Source organism: Pseudomonas sp. Sample_21, assembly GCF_004307525.1.
Lineage (GTDB): Bacteria > Pseudomonadota > Gammaproteobacteria > Pseudomonadales > Pseudomonadaceae > Aquipseudomonas > Aquipseudomonas atacamensis.
In genome coordinates, this window is record NZ_RCNZ01000099.1 from 1 (window position 1) to 16,979 (window position 16,979).

Genomic DNA, 16,979 nt, shown 5'->3' on the forward strand with positions numbered 1-16,979 from the left:
CGACCGCACCACAATAGAACCCGCCCCCAAGGCGCACAAGCCGGCGGATTCTGGCTTGGCTGTAGGCAACGGCGCAAGGATTTGTAGCCTTGGGACCGTGTCAGCAGGTGTCTTTTAAACAGCTTCGTTTAAATCGAAGAATTGCGCCGAACCTGATGGCCTCTTCGCGAGCAGGCTCGCTCCCACATTGCAATTCATTGCGCCGCAGTCCACCGCACCAGCCCAAAACCCAACCTTATGGCTGATACGGAATCACCTTGTCCCGGTCCATTTCCACCAACAACTGGTCGAGCATCTGCCGTTTGTTCTCGACCCCGGGAATCGGCACATACCACGTCATCACGCTCCAGCCTTCGCGGGAGTAGTTGTAGGTTTTGAGCAGTTGGCCATCCTTGAAGACCGAGCCGCGCAGGTTGTCCTGGTAGTGGTAGGGCATCGGGAAGGTGAACAGGGTGAAGACGTTGACCAGCGCCAGCCAGTTGACCTTGCCGTCGCTGGGTTCGGTGATCAACAGGCTGTAGCCGTTGCGGGTGTAACCGCCGTCGAGCATCGAGAACGCGCCGGTCTTTTTCAGGACGCTGACGGTTTCGCGCTGATGCTGCTCGTCGATGCGCGTATACGCCGGCCCCATGCCGAGCGTGACCGGCACGTAGGCCTGATCGGCATGGTAATCGAGCGGCTGCAAGGTGTTGGCGCAGCCGCCCAGCATCAGTGAGGCACAGAGCAGGCCGGCGACTTTTATCATCGCGCGGTTCATTGCGCGACTGCCGGGATCAGCCGGTCCTGCTGCACATCCTGCGCGAAGGCGCGGGCGATGCGGCCGAGGTTCTGTTCGCGCATCTCGCCGCCCTGATCCAGTAGCCAGACGTATTTTTGAGTGATGTTGCGATAGGTGTATTGCTTCAGTCGCTTGTCACCCTGGAACACGGTGAATTCGGTTTGCGTGTCGAATTCGTTCGACAGCGGCAGCAAGAACAACGTCGCGGTGCTCAGCAGAATCACCGGAAACGGCGGCAGGTGTCGTTCCACATTGAGTTTGACCTGCACGTTGTACTCGTCAGCTTTACCGCTGCCGGTTTCGATAGTGCGGAACACACCGGTCTGACGCAGGTGGTTGCGCAGGCTGGAGCCGTTTTCCGGATCATCGACCATAACGTGAATCGGCTGCAGATAATCCTGAGCGTCCGTAAGCGTGCGCTCGGGCAAGGTGTTGGTCGCCGCGCAACCGGTCAACAGAGAGGCGGCGGTGAGGACGATGATTTTTTTCATGGTTTGGCATCCACGGCAATACCCGGAATGGGGCCGGTGAAGATGTAGGGCTGAGCACGGTTGAGGTCGAGTTTCAGCGGTTGCAGCGTTGGCAATCCTGGCGCCAGACGTTGCGCAATCAGCGCATCGCGGGCGTTCTGATCACTCCAGCGGAACGCGCAGAAACCGGCGGTCAGGCAGAACGAACGGAACTCGCCGATGTAATAGGCCTTGCCGGGTTCCAGGCGCATCGGCAGGTTGAATTTTTCCCGCGCCTCTCTCGAGGTGAAAACAGTGCCTAGCCCAGGTTGATAACGTGCGGAAAAGAACTGGAAATCATAGAACTCGTAATCGCCCGGCTTCAGGGGAAGCACGAATACGCTCGCTGCGCCGACACCGTCCTGAATATCCTGCGGCGTGGAGTAGGCGCCGGCCATTTTCCAGACGCCGGCCGCACCGTATTCGGAACCGCGTTTGCGGAAAAAGATTCGCTGGTTGTCAGCGGCTGATTGCTTGAGTGATTGCGGCCCGATTGAGCCAACGAGATAACTGACTGGCTCGCTTGCCTTGGGTTGCAAGGGTTCGCTGACCCAGGAAGCGCTTTCGGTAATGCAGCCGCTGAGCGTCGCGGCGAGCACGACGGCCGCTCCGAGTTTGAATAGCTGAAACATGTACATCCCTGAATCTGCTTACGTTGATTGACTACAAACAGGAAGGTCAATCAATGCCTTCCTGGCTTGGCTTTTTATGCGGGGGCGCAGAATAAACGAGGTGATGGCACTTGGCTAGCCGCTGTAGGCGCTGCGGTACGCTGAAATCATTTGATTTTGATCTCAAGGAGCAAACTCAGGGTTTGTGGCCGACGCAGGAACCTGTGGGCGGGTTGATCGTGTTACCTCAAAAACCCAGCGGGTACTGAATGACCACGTAAATCCGGTCAATATCATCGCCAGCCTGCGCTTCGTTGGCGCGGTGGGTGACGTGCGACAGCTGCACCGACAGATCCTTCGCGGCGCCGGATTGCACGACATATTTCAGGTCGATATCGCGTTCCCAGTGTTTGCCGCCGCTGCCTTGTTGCGGTTGATAGTCGCCGCTGTCGGCGTCGAACGGGTTGTAGGCGCCGCCCCTCGGCGCGTGCGTGCCGTCGATGTGGCTGCCGCTGACGTAGCGGGTCATGAAGTTCAGGCCGGGGATGCCGAAGGCGCCGAGGTCGAGGTCGTAGCGGGCTTGCCAGGAGCGTTCGTTGGCGCCGTTGAAGTCGGCGTATTTGATCGAGTTGGCGAGGTAGATCGAGTCGCCGCCGACGAAATCAAACGGCGTGTCGCCATTGATCCGTTGCCAGCCGAGCATCACCGCGTGCGCGCCGAAGCTGTATTTGCCGGAGAGGCTGAAGGCGCTGTTGTCGATCTCGCCGGCCAATGCGCGGCCGGTGTCGCGGGTATGGTAGAGGTTGGCGTCGAGCAGAATGCCGGACTGTTTGAAGTGCAGGTTGCCGTAGTACTGGTGCCAGGTGTCGCTCAGTTCCGAGGCATACAATGCGCCGCCGATCGGGCTTGAGCTGAACAGATCGGCACCGACGAAGCTGATGCCGCCCGCTTCGGTGTTGGCGCCGTATCCAAAGAAATCGCCTTGGCCGGAAGAGCTGTCCTGGTTCTTGAACGCGGTGAAATGCCCGGCGACCAGATTGACGTTGTCGAACTCGGCGCTGTTGAGCAAAAAGCCTGTGGCGTATTCCGGTTGCAGGCGTTTGTCGGAGGTGTCGAAAACCGGGGTTTCTACGGTCATTTCACCGAAGGCCAGACTGGTGCGCGAGACCTTCAGCTTGAACGCACCGCCGGCGCTGGAATAGTTGTTTTCACTGCGACCATCGCTGTCGACCGGTAACAGACCGGTGCCGGAATGGCCCTTGCCGCCGTCGAGTTTCAGGCCGGCGAAAGCGTGCGCGTCGATGCCGAAACCGACTGTGCCCTCGGTGAAACCGGATGAGAAGTTGCCGATAAAGCCTTGTGCCCATTCCTGTTTGTAGTTTTTCCCGGAGGGCGTGGGCGAGCGGTAGTCGTTGCTCAGGTAGAAGTTGCGCAGCAGGACATCGCTTTTGGCGTCGTCGAAAAAGCCGCTGGCATGGGCGGTGCCGGTCAGACCGCAGAGCATGGCGAGCAGAGTGAGGCGGGAGGGGGCGCGGTTGATCATGGTCAGTGCCGGTGGTAATCAGGATGGCGCTGATGATCGGCGGATTGGCCTGGTAAGGATTGGGCCGGTGTGCTGAGTTGGCAGCCCTCACACTAAACCCTGTGGGAGCGAGCCTGCTCGCGAATGCGGAGTGTCAGTTAACAAAAATGCTGACTGAAACAGCGCTTTCGCGAGCAGGCTCGCTCCCACAGTTTGAGTCGGGGTAGTCAGGTGGAAATGTGGCGGCTGTCAGGCCGCCATCGCTGGCAAGCCAGCTCCCACAGAGATTGTGGAAGCTGACACAGTGCATTAAGCCAGCGGCGGTGTACGCGGTGGGATCTGGCGTTTGCTGCCGGTGGATTCGTAGGCGGCGGCGAAGCGCAGCAGGTTCGAGTCGTCGTAGGCGCGGCCGGCGAAGGTCAGGCCGACGGGCATGCCGATGTCGGCCATCACGCCCATGGGCACGGTGACGGTCGGGACGCCGAGGTGGCGGATCGCGAGGTTGCCGTTGGCCACCCAGACGCCGTTGCTCCAGGCGATATCCGCCGAGGCCGGGTTCACATCCGCATCCGCCGGGCCGACGTCAGCGACGGTGGGGAACAGCACGGCGTCGAGGCCGAGGCTGTCCATCCAGTCTTCGAGGTCGATGCGTCGGGTCTGCTCCAGACCGCGCAAGCCATCAGGCACGGTTGGGATTTCATTCCACGGCGTGATGCCGCGCTCGGCCATGCGCACGTATTCGTCCATGCCGGCGGCCAGATCGCCTTCGCGGTTGGGCAGGGTGCCCGGGTCGTGCGGGAAGATCTTCTGCCCGTCGACATCGACCAGACGATTGAGCTTCGGGTCACCGTTGGCTTGCAGGAAGTCGTCGAACGCCCACGCAGTCAGATCCCACAGTTCATGGTGCAGAAACTCTTTCGACACCAGGCCACGGGTGAACACGGTTGGTGCGCCAGGGCGGTCGCCTTCGCAGTTGGAAACCAGCGGAAAGTCGGTTTCGACGACTTCGGCGCCAGCGGCCTCAAGGGCCTGACGCGCCTGTTTCCACAAATCGATCACGGACGCGCGGGTGTTGATGCGCTGGCCGGTCGGGCCGCCAATGCCGGGGGCTTCGCTGGTGCCGGCGTCCGGGTCGGCATTGATGTACATGCGCGGGATGGCGAAGCGTTTGCCGGCCAAGGCTTTGGCGTCGGCGGCCAGTTCGCTGTACGCAGCCGGGCGTACTTCGCTGACACGCGGTATCGGCACCCAAGGTTGCAAGCGCCAGAGGTCGCCACGGGTATCGGTATCTTCGGCGACGACCACATCGAGCACTTCGAGCAGGTCGGCCATGGTCCGCGCGAACGGCACGACGACGTCCATGGTCGGGGTCAACGGCCAGTTGCCGCGCACCGAAATTACGCCGCGCGACGGGGTGTAGGCGCACAGGCCGTTGTTCGACGCAGGGCCGCGACCGCTCGACCAGGTTTCCTCGGCCAGACCGAACGCAGCGAAACTCGCAGCGGTCGCGGTGCCGGCACCGTTGGACGAGCCGGAGGCGAACGGTGCGGTGAGGTAAGCGGCGTTGTACGGGCTTTCAGCGCGGCCATAGACGCCGCGCTGCATGCCGCCATTGGCCATCGGCGGCATGTTGGTCTTGCCCAGGCAGATCGCCCCGGCAGCGCGCAGGCGCTCGATGGTGAAGGCGTCGCGATGGGCAACCAGATCGGCAAACGCCGGGCTGCCGGAAGCGGCGGTCAGGCCCTTGACCAGATAGCTGTCCTTGGCGGTGTAGGGAATGCCATCGAGCGGGCCGAGGGTTTCACCGTTGGCACGGCGGGCGTCGGAGGCGCGGGCTTCGTTCAGTGCTTCGGGGTTGCGCACGACGACGGCGTTGAGTGCCGTCGGGGTGTCGGCGCCATCGTAGGCATCGATCCGTGCCAGATAGGCTTGCACCAGTTCCACGGCAGTGGTCTGGCCTGATTCGAGGGCGGCGCGCAGTTGGGCGATGGAGACTTCGGTGACTTCGATCATCGGGTCACCTGTTGAGCGTGGATGTTCTGGGCAGGGGTTTTCATAGCGGTTCTCGTGGCACGGCTTGAAGCGACAAGGTCGGGACTGGCGCCTATTTAACACCATGCGGCGGGCGGAGTAATCGGTGGGGTGATGGTTTTGTTGGTAGATGGCCTGAGCATCCGTGCTGCCTGACCTTGCGCTTTCGCGAGCAGGCTCGCTCCCACACTGGATTTGTGGGCGGGTTGAGATTGAGGATTAACGCAAAGCCCGGTGGGAGCGAGCCTGCTCGCGAAGGCGCCGGCAGATTCAAAAGGGTCTTGGCCCTGAAATACTGCTTTCGCGAGCAGGCTCGCTCCCACAGTGTGTTGTGTAAACCGATAATCCCGCGCCCCACAGGAAGACCAGCCCAACATGTTCTAGGCTCAGCGCATCCCGAATGCTGCACCGCTCAGGAATGTTGCCATGGAAGAAAAGCCGCTGATTGCCTTCAACAGTTCCAAAGCCTTGCTCGACGTGCTGATCCGCGCCGGGTTGATCGCGACCCTGGTGCTGTTCTGCTACGACATTTTCCATCCGTTTCTCAATGTGATGCTGTGGGCGCTGATCCTCGCGGTCACGCTGTACCCGCTGAACCAGAAACTCGGCGCAAAACTCGGCAACCGCTACGGTTGGGCGGCGATTGTGCTGGTTTTGCTGGGGCTGGCGATCCTGATGGTGCCGCTGAGTCTGCTCGGCGCATCCGTGGCCGATTCGGTGAAGGTGGGCATGCAGACCGTGGAAGCGGGGCAGTTCGAGATTCCGCCGCCACCCGCCAATGTCGCCGACTGGCCGCTGATCGGTGCGCCGTTGTATGGCATCTGGATGCACGCTTCGCAGGACCTGAGCTGGGTATTCAAGGAGCTCGCGCCGCACCTGACCAGTTGGGGCCGGGTGCTGTTGCATCAGGCCGCCGGCGTCGGCGCAGGCATCGTGGTGTTTGTCGTCGCGCTGATCGTCGCCGGACTGATCATGACCCACGGCGAACGCGGCCATCGCACAGCGGTGGCGATCACCACGCGGATTTCCGGCCCGGTGCGTGGCCCGCAGATCGCGCAGCTGTGCACCTCGACCATTCGCGCTGTGGCGCAGGGCGTGGTCGGTATCGCTTTTATCCAGATGATCTTGATCGGTGTGGCACTGGTGATCATGGGCGTGCCCGCTGCCGGCGTGCTGGCGTTGATGGTGTTGCTGCTGGGCATCATGCAACTGCCGGTGCTGCTGGTTACCGTGCCGGTGGTGGTGTTTGTCTTTGCCCATGATGGCGTAGGCCCCGGCACGATCATTTTCGCCGTGTGGATGGTGATCGCCGGGCTCTCCGACAACGTGCTCAAGCCGATGTTGCTCGGGCGTGGCGTGGCCGTGCCGATGCCGGTGGTGCTGATCGGCGCGCTGGGCGGCATGGTCACCAGCGGCATCATCGGCCTGTTCACCGGGCCGGTGATCCTGGCGGTCGGTTATGAATTGTTCATCGGCTGGGTCTATCAACCGGCCGACGTCAGCGAAGTGCTGGACGAAACCTCCCACGACAATCAGCCATAAGGAACGGCGCATGCGTAACAGGCTGATGGTGCTGGCGATGCTGCTGGCTGCAACACTGTGGTCCGGGCTCGGCCAGGCACTGGAAGACACCACGACAGCAACGGACGAAGCGGTAGAACTGAAGGTGGCCAACCGCAGCATCATGCTGTTTCGCGCAACCATTCTTGGCGAGGCGCCGGCCTCACGGGTCAAGCGGGCGAAGCGGGTGATCAGTGAAGCGCTGGAGGAAGACCCTGAGCTGAAAATCAGCACTGATTCGATCCAGAACAGTTACATGGTGCTGATCGGCAATACCCGTGCGTTCATCGTTGCACCGAAAGACGTCGACAGCCTGGCCTATTCCTCGGTGCAGGAAGCTGCCGAAGGCGCAGCGGAAAAACTGCGCCAAGTGGTCAACGAGACCCGTGAGGCGCGTAACGTGCAGATGATTGTGCGTTCGCTGGCGCTGGCGGCGGTGGCCACGCTGATCTATCTGGCGCTGCTCTGGTGCCTGTCATGGCTGCGCCACAAGCTGTTGGCGAAACTGCCGGCGCTGATGGATCGGCACACCAAGGCGCTGAAGGTCGGGCGGGTGCAACTGATCGATTCGAATTTTCTCTACCCGTTGGTCAGCCGCTGTCTGTTGTTCCTGCGTTGGTTGCTGATCCTGCTGCTGTCCTACGAATGGCTCGGTTTTGTCCTGTCACGCTTCCCGTATACGCGGCCGTGGGGCGAAAGCCTCAACAACTATCTGGTGGAACTGGCCGGTTATCTGTTGCAGGGCATCGTCGATGCGATACCGGGGCTGGGCGTGGCGCTGGCGATTTTCTTTATCGCCCGGGGCGTGACCGCATTTACCCGACGCATCCTGCGCCGGATGGCCGCGCCGGGGACGTTCAGCTGGCTCAACCATGAGACCCTGCAACCGACGCAACGCCTGACCGCACTGGCAGTCTGGCTGTTTGCGCTGGCGATGGCTTATCCCTATCTGCCCGGCGCTGGTACCGATGCGTTCAAAGGCTTGTCGGTGCTGATCGGCCTGATGATTTCCCTCGGCGCCACCAGTGTCGTCGGGCAAGCGGCGGCCGGGTTGATCCTGACCTACACGCGGACTTTGCGCCCAGGCGAGTTTGTCAGGATCGGCGAGTACGAAGGCACCGTCACCGAGCTGGGCATGTTCACCACGCGGATTCGCACCGGCCTCGGTGAAGTGCTGACGCTGCCCAACTCGATGATCACCGGCACCGTGACCAAGAACTACTCGCGCACCGTGCAAGGTCCGGGCTACGTGGTCGATACGGTGGTGACCATCGGCTACGACACGCCATGGCGCCAGGTCGAAGCGATGCTGCTGGAGGCGGCCAAACGCACGCCGGGCGTGCTCGAAGACCCGCCGGCGCAGGTGTTCCAGACCGCGCTGTCGGACTTCTATCCCGAGTATCGACTGGTGGCCCAGGCCATCCCCAGCCAGCCGCGCCCGCGTGCGGTGTTGCTGAGCATGCTCCACGCCAATATTCAGGACGTGTTCAACGAATACGGCGTGCAGATCATGTCGCCGCATTACCTGGGCGATCCGCAGCAGGAAAAACGCGTGCCGCCGGAGCAGTGGTTCACCGCCCCGGCGCAGGCACCGAAGGATGAGTGATCCCTAGAAACGCCAGACCACGCCGCCGCCCAGCACATGCAGGGCGGCGTTTTTGTATTCGCCGGAGACCGAGCCGCCGGAGCGCGCTTTGGTCTGTTGCACGTCCATGTCGCCGAGGTAGATCAGTGTGTAGCTCATGTGCACGTCGACATCTTCCTGCAACGCATAGCTGACCCCGGTCGCCAGGCGCCACGCTTCGTTCATCGGGTTGTCGACGGTGCGATCCTTGTCGTCCACTGCCGAGGAGTCGTAACCGAGGCCGACGTTCCAGCGCAGTTTCGGGTTGATCTGGTGCTGCGCGCCGATCGAGGCATGCCAGGTGTCCTTGTATTGCCGCTGCGCAGTTCTGGCAGTCGAGCCCAGGTCGGTATCGACTTCCACGCCGACCTTGCCGAAATCGCTCCAGTCCTGCCAGCCGAGGCTGCCGAGCAGCGTCCACTGCGGATCGAGCTGGTAGGACACGCTGGTGGTGACGGTCTGCGGCACGTTCATGTCGACGTTCAGCTGATCGGCGTCAAGACGGTTGAGCGCCAGACGCAGCAGCGGATTGGTGATTTTCTTAAGCTCGGGTTTGTCTTCGAATTTGAGCTTGATCTTGCTGGTCCAGGCCAGCCCGAGCTTTGTGCGCTCGTTGAGGTTGTAGAGCACGCCGACGTTGGCGCCCGTGCCCCAGTCGGTGTCCTTGTAGCGCAACTGACCATCCTCGGCGTTGCCCAGACCGAGCACGTTATTGTTGACCGCCACTTCGGTGCGGAAGTAGCCAAGCATGAAGCGCGGGCCGAGGCCGACGGACAGGTCGTCGGTGATCTTGTAGGCATAGGTGGGCTGGAATGACACACCGATAATGGCCGACTCCTGAGCGAAATAGCGCCCGGCCCAGTCATCGTCGTAGTCCAGCGCCAGACCGAAATTGCCGTACATGCCGAAGCCGATCGAGGAGCGCTCATCGAGTTGATGGCTGATGAAGAAGCTGGAGCCGGGCAGGTACTTCAAGGCGTTGCCACCTTCGTTGCCGCCGAAGGTATTGGCGTTGTCGCGGGAGAAGCTGACGTCGCCGAGGATCAACTGCGCGTTGAAGTTGATCTGAGTGCCAGCCAGTTGGCTGATGCCCGCCGGGTTGGTCATCAGAATGCTCGGGTCGCTGGCCATGACCGCAGAACCGGCGTTGGCCAGCCCGGTGCCTTCGTGGCCGGCCTCGTAAATCATGATGCCGCCGGCTTCGGCCTGAAGGCTGGCGAAGAGCAATCCGCCAGCGACCGAACTTTTCATCAGCTTGAACATGTGAACTCCTTGAATGGCATGCGATCCGGTTTCAAGGCTAGCTCAAGCTCGGCGCGGCGTCGGACCGATTGCCGACGCCGCACTGATCAATCGATGCGCGGATGCTGGAGCGCCAGTTCCTTGCGCTTGGCTTCCAGCGCGGCGATTTCGGCATCTATGTCTTCGATTTTCTGCTCGATGTTGTCGTGGTGTTCCTGCAACAACTCCTTGGCCTCTTCCAGGTCGGAAGCCGCCGGGGCCGCGCCGCGCAGGGGCTTGTTGGCGGTTTCCTTCATGGTCACGCCAGTGACCAGACCGACCACGGCGATGACCATCAGGTAATACGCAGGCATGTACAGGTCGTTGGTGCTTTCCACCAGCCAGGCCACGGCAGTCGGGGTCAGACCGGCGATCAGCACCGAAACGTTGAAGGCACTGGCCAGCGCGCTGTAGCGGATGTGCGTGGGGAACATTGCCGGCAGGGTCGAGGCCATCACGCCGATGAAGAAGTTGAGCAGCACCGCGAGGATCAGCAGGCCGGAGAAGATCAGGCCGATGCTGCCGCTGTTGATCAGCATGAACGCCGGAATGGCGAAGATGAACAGGCCAATGCTGCCGACGACGATGAAGGGCTTGCGGCCGATCTTGTCGCTGATGAAACCGATCAGCGGCTGCACGAAGAGCATGCCGACCATGATTGCGATGATGATCAGCACGCCGTGGTTTTCGCTGTAGTGCAGGTTGTGCGTCAGGTAACTCGGCATGTAGGTGAGCAGCATGTAATAGGTGACGTTGGTCGCCGCCACCACGCCGATGCAGGTCATCAGGCTGCGCCAGTGTTTGGTTGCGACTTCCTTGAACGACACCTTCGGGCCACCGGCGAGGCCTTCGCGGTCGCCTTGTTCGAGTTTTTCCACGTGCTGCTGGAACGCCGGGGTTTCTTCCAGGGCGTGGCGCAGATACAGGCCGATCATGCCCAGCGGCAGGGCGAGGAAAAACGGAATCCGCCAGCCCCATTCTTCGAAGCGCTGTTCACCAAGAATCGTCGAGATCAGCACCACCACGCCCGCGCCGAAGACGAAACCGGCGATCGAGCCGAAATCCAGCCAACTGCCGAGGAAGCCGCGCTTACGGTCGGGCGCGTATTCAGCGACGAAGATCGAGGCGCCGGTGTATTCGCCACCGACCGAGAAACCTTGGGCCATTTTCGCCAGCAACAGCAGGATCGGCGCCCAGATGCCGATCGAGGCATAGGACGGAATCAGGCCGATGGCGAAGGTGCTCAGGGACATGATGACGATGGTCGCGGCGAGGACTTTCTGCCGTCCGTATTTGTCGCCGAGCGCACCGAAGAACAAACCGCCAAGCGGACGGATGAGGAAGGGCACGGAGAAGGTCGCCAGCGCGGCGATCATTTGCACGCCGGGATCGGCGCCGGGGAAGAAGACCTTGCCGAGCACATAGGCGACAAAGCCGTAGACGCCAAAGTCGAACCATTCCATGGCGTTGCCCAGTGCGGCGGCGGTGATCGCCTTGCGCATCTTGGCGTCGTCGACGATGGTGATGTCTTTCAAACCGATCGGTTTGACGGTGTTCTTGCGTGATTTCATTGCGCTGTTCCCGCTCGCTGATCCAGATTACCGCTGCGATGCCATCTCCATGATGGCGCCGGCTCTTCTGGCTCAGATACATGCAGACACGAAATAATTCACCGATAGGCTGGAATTAATTTCGACAGGTGGGGCGGGTGGTCGGTGCGCTGAAGAGCTTGGTTGGAGCATTCAAGATAGTTGTTGCCTGAGCCCATGCCATCGCGAGCAGGCTCACTCCTACAATTTTGCGCGGCGAATCACAATTCCCTGATCCAACACAAATCCCCTGTGGGAGCGAGCCTGCTCGCGATGACGGCAGCCCTTTCACCACAAGGTTAAAGCGCAGCCTTCACCTGCAAACCCACCACCAGCGCATTATCGATGTCCTGCCCGGAAAACGCCCCCGGTTCGATGATGTATTGCAGGTTCGGGCGCAGGGTCAGCCATGGGGTGGCCTGGTAGCCGTAACCCAACTCGATCAACTGCTCGGCGCTATCGAGGTTCGGGAACGCAGCACCATTGGCCAGCGCGGCATCCTGCTGCACATCGCGGCTGCGCGGGTTCGGCACGGCGCGGCCGTAGCCCAGCGCCAGGGTGTCACGCGGGCGGCCTTCGAACGGTTTGTACAAAACCACACCGGTGCCGTACCACTTGCTGAACGGCGAGGCGGCTTCACTGGCCGCCGAATACTGACCGAAAGCATGCAGGCTGCGGCCCTCGGAGGTCGGCGAACGCCATACGGCCTGATCGATCAGCAGATAATGCCCGCCACGCCCGGACACCTCGTCGTCGCTGCCGATGCGTTTGACGTCGGAGCTGTCGTAGTAATAGCCGAGCTTGTACTCGCCGGGCAGCTCGCCGGCGTGCTTGTACACCAGCTCGATCGGCACGACGGTGCCGGTGGTGTGCTTAGGCCCCAGATGCCAGGCGCGACTGGAATTGCCGTTGCTTTCTGGATCGACGTTAAACGCCGCCACACGCAGCTGCCAGGACGGCGACAGGTCGTATTTGACCCGCACGCCCAGACGCGCGTTGGGGTAGTTGGTCCAGCCGCTGCCGCCGGACATGTTCAGCGGATGGCCGCAGAAACCGGCGTTCATGAAGTTGCACAGAATGCCGCTGTCGAGACCGCCGAGGTCGTTGCCCATGGCCATGTAGCCGAGCTTCACGTTCAGCGCCGGGGTGAACAGGCTGCGCTCGTAGCTCAGTTCAGTCAGGCGCGTGTACAGGCCGCCGTAGTTTTCCTGAATCGGCAGGCGGTTGCCGACCAGATCTTCCGAAGCGCTGTTGCCGCGCCGGTCGTTGATGGTCAGTTGCACTTTGCCGGCGTTGTCGACGCCGTAGAGTTTGCTCAGATCAAACTGCACGCCGAGTTTGATGTTCTGCGAGTAGCGCGCCGAACGGTGCAGGCCGCCGTCGGCGTTGTAAGCGGTTTCGCCGCTGTAATCGCCAGTGAACTTGATGCCGTCTGCATCGAGTTGATGACGCAAGCCGCCCCAGTCACCGGTCAAGGTGCTGCGGGTCAGCAGATCGGAATCGCTGGCGGCCAGCGCGGGGAGGGCAGTGGTGCAGCTCAGGCCCAGCAACAGGCCAGTGGAAAGCTTGGTACGAGAAAAGCGAACAGCCGATGACATGTGAATCCTTCCTGCTGAAATCTTTAACGCAATAAAACAGCGACGCGGTGCTTTGGGGCACCGCGCGCTTGGAGGAGGTTGGTGGTGCGGCAGCGAGTTACGGCAGGGCGTAAGCCATCACGTAATCGCCCCGATCGGTCGACTGGCGTGCGCCGCCAGCGGTGACGACGATGTACTGCTTGCCGGTCTTCGGCGAGACGTAGGTCATCGGGCCGCCCTGGCTGCCGACCGGCAGACGGGCTTTCCAGACTTCTTCGCCGTTGCCGCTGTTGAAGGCGCGCAGGTAGAAGTCCTGGGTGCCGGCAATGAAGATCAGGCCGCCCTGGGTCGACAGGGTGCCGCCGAGGGTTGGCAGACCGATCTTGATCGGCAGGTGCATGCGGATGCCCAGGGGACCGGTATCTTCAACGGTGCCGACCGGAACCTGCCATGCGACTTTCTGGGTCTTCATGTCGATCGCGGTCAAAGTGCCGAACGGCGGCGCCTGGCACGGAATGCCGGCCACCGACAGGAAGCGGTTCTTGTTCACCGCGTACGGCGTGCCTTTGAGCGGCACAGCGCCCATGCCGGTGTTCAGCGCTTCGCCACCGCCAGCGGCCTGGCCTTTGTTCTGCGACGGGATCATCTGGATCCACAGACCCAGGCGCATGTCGTTGACGAAGATGAAACCGTGCACCGGATCAGTGGAGATGCTGCCCCAGTTCATGCCGCCCAGCGAACCCGGGAAACTCAGCGATTTGTCGGTACCCGGTGCGGTGTACAGACCGTCGTAGCGCATGCTCTTGAAGTCGATGCGGCAGAGCAACTGGTCGTACGGCGTGGCGCCCCACATGTCCGATTCGGTCAGGTGCTGCGCGCCGATCTGCGGCATGCCCACGGATTTCGGCTGAGTCGGCGAGTACGGCTCGTTGGGGATGTTCGCGGCTTTCACCGGTACTTCCTTGACCTCGGTCAGCGGCTTGCCGGTGGCGCGGTCGAGCACATAGATCTGCCCGGCCTTGGTGCCGATGACCAGCGCCGGAACGCTTTGGCCGTCCTTGTCGAAGTCGATCAGGCTCGGCTGCATCGGCAGGTCGAAGTCCCACAGATCGTTGTGCACGGTCTGGAACACCCAGCGTTCTTCACCGGTGCTGGCGTCCAGCGCGAGGATCGAGGCGCCGTACTTGTGGTCCAGTTCGCTGCGCTCGACACCATAGATGTCGGTGGACGAGCTGCCCATCGGCAGGAATACGGTGTTGGTCGCCGCGTCGTAGGACATAGGCGCCCAGCTGTTCGGCGTGCTGCGCACGTAGGTTTTGCCGTCGGCTGGCGCGTTGCGATCCTGCGGGTTGCCCGGGTCGAACGCCCAGCGCATGGTGCCGGTGATCACGTCAAAACCACGGATCACACCGCCTGGCATGTCGCTTTGCACGTTGTCGGCAACACGACCGCCAACCACCACGGTGGTGCCAGCCATCAATGGCGCGGACGACAACTGATAGTAGCTGTCCGGAACATCACCCAGGCCGGCCTTCAGATCGACCTGGCCGTTGTTGCCGAAACCCTGGCAGAACTCGCCGGTGTCGGCATCGACCGCGATCAGGCGGGCATCGATGGTGTTGGTCAGCAGACGGCGCTGGCAGTTGGCAGCCGGCTCGGGTTTGGCTTCGATGATCGAAGAGTTGCTCGGCTGAGCGATGGTGACGGTGGCATCGAAATAGGCCATGCCACGGCAGCGCTGCCAGACTTTCGATTGCGCGTTGATCGCGTTCTTCCACAGCTCTTTGCCGGTGTCGGCATCGAGGGCGATCAGGTTGTTGTGCGGGGTGCAAATGTACACCTTGTTGCCGACCTGCAGCGGGGTGAGCTGGTCTTCGGCGCCGTTGCCATCGCTCTCGGCGACGTCACCGGTGTGGTAGGTCCACGCGACTTTCAATTTGTCGACGTTGTTGCGGTTGATCTGATCGAGCGCGGCGAAGCGGCTGCCACCTTCGGTGTTGCCGTAGTGCGCCCAGTCTTTCTGCGCCTTGGCCGGCTCGACCGGAGTCAGGCCCGGGCCAGTGCCAGTCGCGGCAACGGTTGGGTGAGCGACAAACATGTTGCCCGCCGCAACCGCGACACCGACCGCGAGCACAGCGGCCACGGCATACGCGCCACGACCGGCGACGCGGCCATTGGCGCGCGCCAGCAGCGGGTAGACCAGAGCGACGACCATACCGATGGCGCTGAACATGAACAGCCGCGAGAACACCGGCCAGAACACCAGCCCGGCGTCAGCCACGGCCCAGATCGCGGTGGCCACGAGAAATGCGGCGAACAGCCAGGCGCCTGCAGTTTTCTTCAGTGCGATCAGCACACCGGAAACGGTCATCGCCAGACCGCCGACCAGGAAGTACCAGGAACCGCCCAGGCTGACCAGCTTCACACCGCCGACCGCGAGCGCCAGACCGAGCAGGGCGATGATCACGCCAAGGCCGACCAGAATGAACGTTGAAACGCCTGAGACGCGTTGACTGTGGTTCACATTGAAAGTCCCGTTTGAATGAAGCGCGGGATTATAACGGTAACTAACCATTCAGTTAACCGCAGTTTTGCCAGGAAAACGTGCACTTCTGTGAATCACAGCGTGGTGCAGGATGGGCAAAATGCAAGTTGAGAGGGGTTTCTCGACGTTTCAGCGGGGGATGGCGAGTCGGGCTTGCAGTTGCAATGCACATATACAAACACCGCGCTGAATTCACCCCTCACCCCAGCCCTCTCCCCGAGGAGAGGGAGCTGATTTGTGGGCTTTTTGGGATATATGTTCGACTCGGTATCTCAGGTCGGCGTTACTCGCGCATTCAGCTCGGTCAGTTCCTTCTCCCTCTGGGAGAGGGTTAGGGTGAGGGCGTTTCAGGATCGATCACGATGGCAACCTTGCCCTTGGCCCGACCTTGTTCAACGTAGTGCAACGCGTCAGCTATCTGATCGAACGGAAAAGTGCGATCAACCACCGGTTTGATCACTCCTGCCTCAATCAATGCAGTGATTTTTTGCAACTGAGCGCCATCGGCACGCATGTACAGAAACGAATAACCCACCCCGTGTTTGCGTGCCTTGCGCCGAATACCACTGCTGAGCAGGCGCATCACCAGCCCGAGCAGCCACGACAAACCCTGCTCCCGAGCGAACTGCGCAGTCGGCGGCCCTGACAGGGAAATCAGTTGCCCGCCCGGTTTCAACACCTTTAACGATTTCTCCAGGACATCGCCGCCGAGGCTGTTGAGCACCACGTCGTAGTCGCGCAGCTCAATGGCGAAATCCTGCTGCTTGTAATCGATCACCACATCAGCGCCCAGCGCCTTGACCCACGCGACATTCGCCGTGCTGGTCGTAGTCGCAACAAAAGCGCCGAGGTGTTTGGCCAGTTGAATGGCGACCGTGCCAACGCCACCGGAACCGGCGTGAATCAGCACCTTCTGGCCTTTTTGCACGTTGGCGACTTCGACCAGGGCCTGCCACGCCGTCAACGCCACCAGCGGCATGCAAGCCGCCTCGGTCATGGCGAGATTGGCGGGTTTCAACGCGATCGCTTGTTCGTCGACAGCGATGCGTTCGGCAAACGTGCCAATCCTGTTTTCAGGCGCACGCGCATAAACCTCATCGCCCGGCTTGAAACGCTTGACCGCCGCACCGGTGCTGAGCACCACACCAGCGAAATCGTTGCCCAATATCAAAGGCATTTGATAGGGCAGGATCATCTTGAATTCGCCGCTGCGAATCTTCAGGTCCAGCGGATTGACGCTGCTGGCGCGCACTTCGATCAGCACGTCGTGAGCGCCAACCAGCGGTTCGGGCAGGTCGCCAACCCGGCCGTTCTGCTTGCCGTAGCGCTCGATGAAAAATGCCTTCATTGCG

General features: G+C 61.5%; 12 protein-coding genes. 2 read left to right on the forward strand and 10 right to left on the reverse strand.

The annotated features are described in order from the left end of the window. Positions 1-235 precede the first annotated feature (235 nt). The 5 genes from D8U71_RS18410 to D8U71_RS18430 all read right to left on the reverse strand — a co-directional run bounded on the left by D8U71_RS18410 (position 236) and on the right by D8U71_RS18430 (position 5,433). A complete protein-coding gene (locus tag D8U71_RS18410) occupies positions 236-745 on the reverse strand; it encodes a hypothetical protein (RefSeq protein WP_016774812.1) in 510 nt (169 codons plus the stop codon). An 8-nt stretch (positions 746-753) separates the two neighbouring features. After that, positions 754-1,269, reverse strand: coding sequence for a hypothetical protein (locus D8U71_RS18415; protein ID WP_130888368.1), 516 nt, complete (start codon positions 1,267-1,269; stop codon positions 754-756). Next, a complete protein-coding gene (locus D8U71_RS18420; protein ID WP_130888369.1) occupies positions 1,266-1,919 on the reverse strand; it encodes a hypothetical protein in 654 nt (217 codons plus the stop codon). The genes D8U71_RS18415 and D8U71_RS18420 overlap by 4 nt, the downstream gene beginning before the upstream one ends. A 226-nt stretch (positions 1,920-2,145) precedes the next feature. Further along, a complete protein-coding gene (locus tag D8U71_RS18425; protein ID WP_130888370.1) occupies positions 2,146-3,441 on the reverse strand; it encodes an OprD family porin in 1,296 nt (431 codons plus the stop codon). Between the two features lie 288 nt (positions 3,442-3,729). Then, positions 3,730-5,433 (reverse strand): amidase, encoded by a 1,704-nt coding sequence (locus tag D8U71_RS18430; protein ID WP_130888371.1) that lies wholly within the window; start codon positions 5,431-5,433, stop codon positions 3,730-3,732. A 444-nt stretch (positions 5,434-5,877) separates the two neighbouring features. Here D8U71_RS18430 and D8U71_RS18435 point away from each other — a divergent pair, with 444 nt between their 5' ends. Both D8U71_RS18435 and D8U71_RS18440 read left to right on the forward strand, forming a co-directional pair. Further along, positions 5,878-6,993, forward strand: a complete 1,116-nt coding sequence (locus tag D8U71_RS18435) for an AI-2E family transporter (protein ID WP_130888372.1) — start codon at positions 5,878-5,880, stop codon at positions 6,991-6,993. Positions 6,994-7,003: 10 nt separating this feature from the next. Continuing rightward, on the forward strand, positions 7,004-8,617 hold the full coding sequence (locus D8U71_RS18440) for a mechanosensitive ion channel domain-containing protein (protein ID WP_071172514.1): 1,614 nt from the start codon (positions 7,004-7,006) through the stop codon (positions 8,615-8,617). A 3-nt stretch (positions 8,618-8,620) separates the two neighbouring features. On the opposite strand, the gene D8U71_RS18445 is transcribed toward D8U71_RS18440, so the two are convergent. From D8U71_RS18445 to D8U71_RS18465, 5 genes are all read right to left on the reverse strand, one after another. Then, positions 8,621-9,886: an OmpP1/FadL family transporter gene (locus D8U71_RS18445; protein WP_240995524.1), complete on the reverse strand. Its 1,266-nt coding sequence runs from the start codon at positions 9,884-9,886 to the stop codon at positions 8,621-8,623. A gap of 98 nt (positions 9,887-9,984) precedes the next feature. Next, the gene (gene proP / locus D8U71_RS18450) at positions 9,985-11,487 is read right to left on the reverse strand and encodes a glycine betaine/L-proline transporter ProP (protein ID WP_024013032.1); all 1,503 of its coding nucleotides are present in this window, start codon (positions 11,485-11,487) and stop codon (positions 9,985-9,987) included. A 317-nt stretch (positions 11,488-11,804) separates the two neighbouring features. Beyond that, entirely contained in the window at positions 11,805-13,103 is a 1,299-nt protein-coding gene (locus D8U71_RS18455) for a carbohydrate porin (RefSeq protein ID WP_130888373.1), read from the reverse strand. A 97-nt stretch (positions 13,104-13,200) separates the two neighbouring features. Next, positions 13,201-15,606, reverse strand: a complete 2,406-nt coding sequence (locus D8U71_RS18460; RefSeq protein WP_130888374.1) for a glucose/quinate/shikimate family membrane-bound PQQ-dependent dehydrogenase — start codon at positions 15,604-15,606, stop codon at positions 13,201-13,203. A 352-nt stretch (positions 15,607-15,958) separates the two neighbouring features. Then, a complete protein-coding gene (locus tag D8U71_RS18465; RefSeq protein WP_130888375.1) occupies positions 15,959-16,975 on the reverse strand; it encodes an NADP-dependent oxidoreductase in 1,017 nt (338 codons plus the stop codon). Between the last annotated feature and the right edge of the window lie 4 nt (positions 16,976-16,979).